7 protein-coding genes are annotated in these 6,045 nt (G+C 69.9%); 3 read left to right on the forward strand and 4 right to left on the reverse strand.

What is annotated here, in order from left to right; translation table 11 throughout:
* Positions 1-753: protein-disulfide reductase DsbD domain-containing protein (locus RIF93_RS17985; RefSeq protein ID WP_309092827.1), on the reverse strand; the 753-nt coding region annotated here is incomplete at its 3' end.
* A 145-nt stretch (positions 754-898) separates the two neighbouring features.
* On the opposite strand from RIF93_RS17985, the gene RIF93_RS17990 reads away from it, so the two are divergent.
* Complete coding sequence (locus RIF93_RS17990) at positions 899-1,291, forward strand: acyl dehydratase (RefSeq protein ID WP_309092828.1); 393 nt, start codon at positions 899-901, stop codon at positions 1,289-1,291.
* Positions 1,292-1,451: 160 nt separating this feature from the next.
* Here the strand turns inward: RIF93_RS17990 and RIF93_RS17995 are convergent, their stop codons facing one another.
* Entirely contained in the window at positions 1,452-2,252 is an 801-nt protein-coding gene (locus RIF93_RS17995; RefSeq protein ID WP_309092829.1) for a SapC family protein, read from the reverse strand.
* A 166-nt stretch (positions 2,253-2,418) separates the two neighbouring features.
* Between RIF93_RS17995 and RIF93_RS18000 the strand changes: the two genes are divergently transcribed.
* Both RIF93_RS18000 and RIF93_RS18005 read left to right on the forward strand, forming a co-directional pair.
* Positions 2,419-3,309, forward strand: a complete 891-nt coding sequence (locus RIF93_RS18000; protein WP_309092830.1) for a MaoC/PaaZ C-terminal domain-containing protein — start codon at positions 2,419-2,421, stop codon at positions 3,307-3,309.
* A 10-nt stretch (positions 3,310-3,319) separates the two neighbouring features.
* Positions 3,320-4,099, forward strand: a complete 780-nt coding sequence (locus tag RIF93_RS18005) for a phosphatase PAP2 family protein (protein WP_309092831.1) — start codon at positions 3,320-3,322, stop codon at positions 4,097-4,099.
* On the opposite strand, the gene aguB is transcribed toward RIF93_RS18005, so the two are convergent.
* A complete protein-coding gene (gene aguB, locus RIF93_RS18010) occupies positions 4,096-4,974 on the reverse strand; it encodes an N-carbamoylputrescine amidase (RefSeq protein ID WP_309092832.1) in 879 nt (292 codons plus the stop codon). The genes RIF93_RS18005 and aguB overlap by 4 nt on opposite strands.
* Positions 4,975-5,973 (reverse strand): agmatine deiminase family protein, encoded by a 999-nt coding sequence (locus RIF93_RS18015; protein ID WP_309092833.1) that lies wholly within the window; start codon positions 5,971-5,973, stop codon positions 4,975-4,977.
* Positions 5,974-6,045: the final 72 nt, after the last annotated feature.

Here is a 6,045-nt window from a genome sequence, read left to right on the forward strand (position 1 = left end):
GGCCGGGCCTTCGCCCGCCTGGAAGTCGACGCCGGGCGGCAGGGTCAGCGTCAGACCGTCGGGACCGCGCTCGATCGGCTGGGGCTTGGCGTGGTCGATGACCGTGCCGGAGAAGGGGAAGAAGTAAGCCTGAGCCACGTCGGCGCCTTTCAGCGGCGCGCCGACGATGGCGAGCTTCAGGCCCGCCGCATCCTTGGCGAAGGCGGCGGTGAGGCCGGCAGGCTTCGGCGACTGGGCGAGCGCCTTCTGGATCGTCCCGCCCCACTTGGGATGGGCGGGCGCAGGCTGGGCGACGACCGGCAGATCGAGGGTGAGGTCGGCGCTTTCGGGGACGCAGATCTCCTCGCAGACCAGGAAGTTCGCCTTGGCCTTCAGGGTGACGGTCTGGCCCGGCGTGGCGCTCGCAGGCGCGGTGACCGGCACGGGCAGCACGACCTGGCCCTCGAAGCCGTAGTTGACCAGCGGGCCCACAGGCAGGCGGTGCGGGGTCGGCCAGACGAACTCGCCGGCGGTCCAGCCGGCCGGCAGCTCCCAGGCGATGGTGGTGGGTTCGCCCGAGTCGCCCGGGTTGCGCCAATAGGTGTGCCAGCCCTTCTGGATGTTCTGGACGAGGGCGACGTGGATCGTCTGGCCCGGCGCTATGCCCTGGGCCTGCGGCGCGAGTTCGGCCGTCAGATGGCCGGTGTTGACGGGCGCCGCGTGGGCCCAGCCGGCGAACGCCAGGGCGAACAGGACGCCGCACAGGAACCGCATCGTCACCCCTTGGAGTGGACCGTAGGACCGAGATTACGGATGCAATATGGCGCGTGAATTTCGATAGCGCAAAGCGGGGCTCGACTTGGACGCACGGCGTTGTCCATTCTCGCCGCCGTTTTCGCTTTCAGACAGAGGAGCGCGCGTGCCCGCCAGGTTCGACGACATCGAGATCGGACAGGTCGTCCCGCTGGGGGCCTGCGCGGTGGACCCAGACGCGCTGACGGCGTTCTGCGGCTCGTTCACCCCAGGCTGGACCGTCGATCGTGGCGCGCCGGACGCCATGGTCTATGCGATCTGGGCGAAGCTGGACGCGGTGGCGCACACCGACTGGCCTCAGACCAAACGTCTGGGCGTGGATGCGCTGCGGTGGATGCGCAACCCGCCGGCCGGGGAGCTGCTGCGCGGGCGGATGACCATCATGGCCAAGGACCCGGTCGGCGACGGCAAGGGCATCATCATCGCCCAGCACGACCTCTTGGACGAGGCCGGGCGGCTGGTCTTCTCGTGCCTGACGCGGAGCGTGTTCAGCCGGTGAAGCGCATTCCTTCTCCCCTCAAGGGAGAAGTTGGCCTGCGCAGCAGGTCGGATGAGGGGTTTCCCAGAGGGTTCAACAACGAAGAAGGGCCGCACGCCAGGTGCGACCCCTCATCCGTCGCCTCTGGCGACACCTTCTCCCGCAAGGGGAGAAGGACGGCTTACGCGTTCGCGGCGACCGGCTGTTGCGCCGAGCGGGCGAGCGCGATGGCGATCAGGCGGTCCCAGCCGACCAGCGACAGCAGGTGGGCGTAGATCTGACCGAGCGCGCCGTTGTCGCGCAGCTCGAGGATCTTCTCGGCCGGCAGCTGGTTCAGCTTCTCTTCCGAGACGCCGTAGTACTCGGCGATCTTCTGGGACTGGCCGGCGGTGCCGTCGGGATTGGTCGGCGTGAACTGGGCGGTCTTCAGTTCGAACAGGTCCAGCCCCTTCAGCAGCTCGACGAAGCTCATCGTCCGCTGACGCTCGATCTCGAAGTTGTTGCAGAACTCGATGCAGTTCTTCGTGTAGTCGCTGGGCTCGCCCTTGTCGTCGAAGAAGGGCATGTCGCCGCCTTCCACCACGAACTCGGCGGCGCGGTCGATGCACAGCACCATCTGGTTGTTCTGGTTGTCGTTGGCGAACACGAAGGGATAGCGGCGGACGTAGGCCGGGATGTAGACGCCCGGCTCGAACAGGCCGTTGTCCTGCACGAACATGTTCTCGCCCGCGTTCAGGCCCATGACCGCGATCGGCAGCTTCTCGTCGCCCACGAAGATGATCGGGCCGGTGACCGCCGCCAGCGGGAACTCGCCGACGGTCAGCGGGATGGCGTGGCCGGCCTTGGCGAACTTGAACGGGCCGTCCATCCGCTTGACGCCCAGCTTGCCGTGCAGTTCGCGGGCCAGCGGCTCGGGCTTGTTGTAGAAGAGGACGCTGCCGGTCAGCTCGCCGCCTGCGGGCGCTTGGGTCGGTTCGGACATCGGAAACCTTCGGATCTCTGTAGGCGCCGACGAGGCCCTCCCGGCCCGCCTTGCGCGAAGTCGCCGCTTCTAGCCGATCCGGCCGGGACCGGCAAATGCGGCACGCTGGCTTGCGCCGCCGGGGCCCAGGGCCTTCAATCGGGGCCGCAGCCCGAGGGGAGCGCCCATGCCGATCTACTATCCCGACATCCTGGAAAACCCGCCGACCACCTGGACCTTCACCTACGGCGACAAGGACGTGATGCTGTACGCCCTGGGGATCGGGATGGGCGCCGATCCGACGGACCGGCGGGAGCTGCCGTTCGTCTATGAGCGCGAGCTGAAGGTCGTGCCCACGGCCGCCACGGTGCTGTCGTCGGCGGGCGTCGGGCGCGCCCAGCGGGCCCAGGCCCACACGCCGCGCGAGGGCTGGCGGCAGAGCGAGATCAACTACCTGATGGTGGTGCACGGCGAGCAGAAGGTGGAGCTGCACAAGCCCCTGCCCGACTACGGGACCTTCACCGCCGAGATGCGGGTGGTGGGCGCCTTCGACAAGGGCCCCGGCAAGGGCGCGGTGATCATCAACGAGACGGTCTGGACCGACGCGGCCGGCGAGAAGGTGGCGACGCTCACCGGCTCGACGTTCGCCAGAGGCGACGGCGGCTTCGGCGGGCCGAGCGAAGGCGCGCCCGAGCCGCACCAGGTCCCCGACCGCGCGCCGGACGTGTCGGCGGACTTCACGACCCGGCCGGACCAGGCCTTGCTCTACCGGCTGAACGGCGACCGCAACCCGCTGCACTCGGACCCCGACGTGGCGAAGATGGCGGGCTTCGACCGGCCCATCCTGCATGGCCTCTGCACCTACGGGATCACCTGCCGCGCCGTGCTGCAGGCGATCACCGACTTCGACCCGGCCCCGATCCAGAGCCACCAGGCGCGGTTCTCCGCCCCGGTGTTCCCCGGCGACACGATCACTGTCGATATGTGGCGCGATGGGCAGGTGATCTCGTTCGAGGCGCGGGTTAAGGAGCGCGGCGTCACCGTCATCAAGAACGGCAAGACCGTCCTTCGAGCCTAAGGGGATACCTTTGTTCCGTACTCTGACGACCGCCTGCGCAGTCGCGACCATGGCCGCCTGCGCGGCGGCCCCCGCTGCCGACCCGGCGCTCTCCCAGGCGCCGGCCGGCCACCGCGCGCCCGGCGGGCAGACGGAAGGCTACCTGACGGCCGCGGCGCTCAGCGGCAAGGACATCCTGCCCGGCCCGCCGGCGCCGGGCAGCGCCTATGACGTGGCCGACCGCGCCAACTACGACGCCACCCGGTCGCTGGAGGGCTCGCCCCGCTGGAAGCTGGCGCAGCAGGACAACGACCTGTGGCAGGGCGGGGCGCTGAAGCGGTTCTCGTGCGCCATGGGCAAGGAGATCAGCGCCCAGAAGACTCCGGTGGCCTGGAAGCTGCTGCACAAGATCGAACTGGACGTCCGCGTGATCGGCACGCCGGCCAAGAACCACTTCGACCGCAAGCGGCCGGCGCTGGACAACGACAAGCCGATCTGCGTGCCGCGCGAAGACTGGATGCGCACGAATGCGTCCTATCCGTCGGGGCACTCGATGGTGGCCTGGTCGTGGGCGTTGATCCTGACCGAAGCCATGCCGGCCAAGGCCGACGCCCTGCTGAAGCTGGGCCAGGAGTCGGGCGACAGCCGGGTGATCTGCGGCGTGCACTATCCGTCGGACGTGGAGGCTGGCCGCGTGCTGGCCTCAGGGATGGTCGCGCGCCTGCACGCCGAGCCGGCGTTCACGGCCGACCTGGCGACGATGAAGCGCGAACTCGCCGCCGCGCCGCCGGCGGAGGGCTGCGGCGCTTAGGCCGGCCGCGCGCCCGCCAGCGCGCCGTAGAGGTCGGTCCGCCGGTCGCGGAAGAAGCCCCAGGCGGCGCGGTGGGTGCTGAGGAAGTCGAGGTCGAACTCGGCCGCCAGCACGCCCTGGTCCTCGCGGCCGAGCGCGGCCACCAGGTCGCCCCGGTGGTCGGCGATGAAGCTGGAGCCGTAGAACTGCTGGCCGCCGTTCGGGTAGCCTTCCCAGGGCTCGAAGCCCGTGCGGTTGGCGCCCACGACCGGGATCACGTTTGACACCGCATGGCCCTGCATGGCGCGCCGCCAGGGGGCGGCGGTGTCCAGCGTCGGGTCGTGCGGCTCTGAGCCGATGGCGGTGGGGTACAGCAGCACCTCGGCGCCCATCAGCGTCATGGCCCGGGCGCACTCCGGGTACCACTGGTCCCAGCAGATGCCGACGCCCACGCGGCCGAACCGGGTGTTCCAGACCTTGAAGCCCGTGTCGCCCGGCCGGAAGTAGTACTTCTCCATGTACCCCGGGCCGTCGGGAATGTGGCTCTTGCGGTAGACGCCCATGAGGCTGCCGTCCGCGTCGACCATCACCAGGCTGTTGAAGTAGTGCGGGCCCTCGCGCTCGAAGATCGAGATCGGCAGGACCACGCCCAGCTCCTTCGCCAGCGGGGCGAGTTCGGTCACCGCCGGATGCTCGCGCCAGGGATAGGCGGTGGCGAACCAGCGCTCTTCCTGGGCGACGCAGAAGTAGGGCCCCTGGAAGAGCTCGGACGGCAGGATCACCTGCGCGCCCTCGGCCGCGGCGGCGCGGATGAAGCTCTCGGTCTTCTTGATGTTGGCCGCCATGTCCTCGCCGTACGAGGTCTGGATGGCGGCGACTTTCAGCGTGCGCGTCATCTAGAGGGCGGGCTCCTGTTGGGTGATGCAGTGGAAGGATCCGCCGCCGGTGAGGATGGCGGTCGACGTGAGGCCGATGACCTGCCGGTCGGGGAACAGCTGTTCCAGCGCCTGGCGGGCGAGTTCGCCCGGACGCTCTTCGTAGATCGGCACGATCACCGCCTTGTTGGCGATGAGGAAGTTCATGTGGCTGGCCGGGATCGGCCCCTCGCCTTCGTCGCCTTCGACGAAGCCCGGCGACGGGATGCGCACGACCTTCAGCGGCTCGCCGCGGGCGTCGGTCTGGTGGGCGAGCCTGCGGGCGGCGTCGTCGTAGGCCTCGGCGTTGGGATCGCCGCGGCCCCAGGCGACCGGCACGGCGACGACGCCCGGCGCGACGAAGCGGGCCAGGTTGTCCACGTGGCCGTCGGTATGGTCGTTCAGCAGACCCTCGCCCAGCCAGATGACCTTCTTGGCGCCCAGCGAGGCGGCGAGCGCGGCCTCGGCCTTGGCGTCGTCCCAGCCGGCGTTGCGGTTGGGGTTGAGCAGGCACTGGCCGGTGGTCAGGACGGTGCCGAAGCCGTCGTGGTCGACGGCGCCGCCTTCCAGGATGAAGTCGTGGGGGACGAGCTCGGCGCCCGAGGCCTGGGCGATCTGGGCCGCGACCGTGTCGTCGTGCTCCAGCGCGTACTTGCCGCCCCAGCCGTTGAACTTGAAGCCGCGCGCCTTGCCGCCGGCGAAGATGGGGCCGGTGTCGCGCAGCCAGATGTCGCCGAAGCGCCCAGGCACGATCTCGATGTTCGGAACGTGGCCCAGCAGGGCGCGGGCGGCGGCCTCGCCGTCGGGATGACCAGTCATCAGGCGCACGCGTTCGCCGCCGGGGCCCGCCAGCGCGCGGGCCAGGGCCGCCACCTCGGCCTGGGCGGCCTCGAGGTCGGACTCCCACAGGTCCGCATGGCTGGGGAACCCCAGCCACATCGCCCGGTGCGGCGCCCATTCGGCAGGAACGGTGAAGCTCATCGACCCCTCGGAGAATAAAGCCGGGCGCAGATGGCCCCCCGCGCCCCCTACGTCAAGCATCCGCGACAAAAG

This window comes from Phenylobacterium sp. (assembly GCF_031181185.1).
GTDB lineage: Bacteria > Pseudomonadota > Alphaproteobacteria > Caulobacterales > Caulobacteraceae > Phenylobacterium.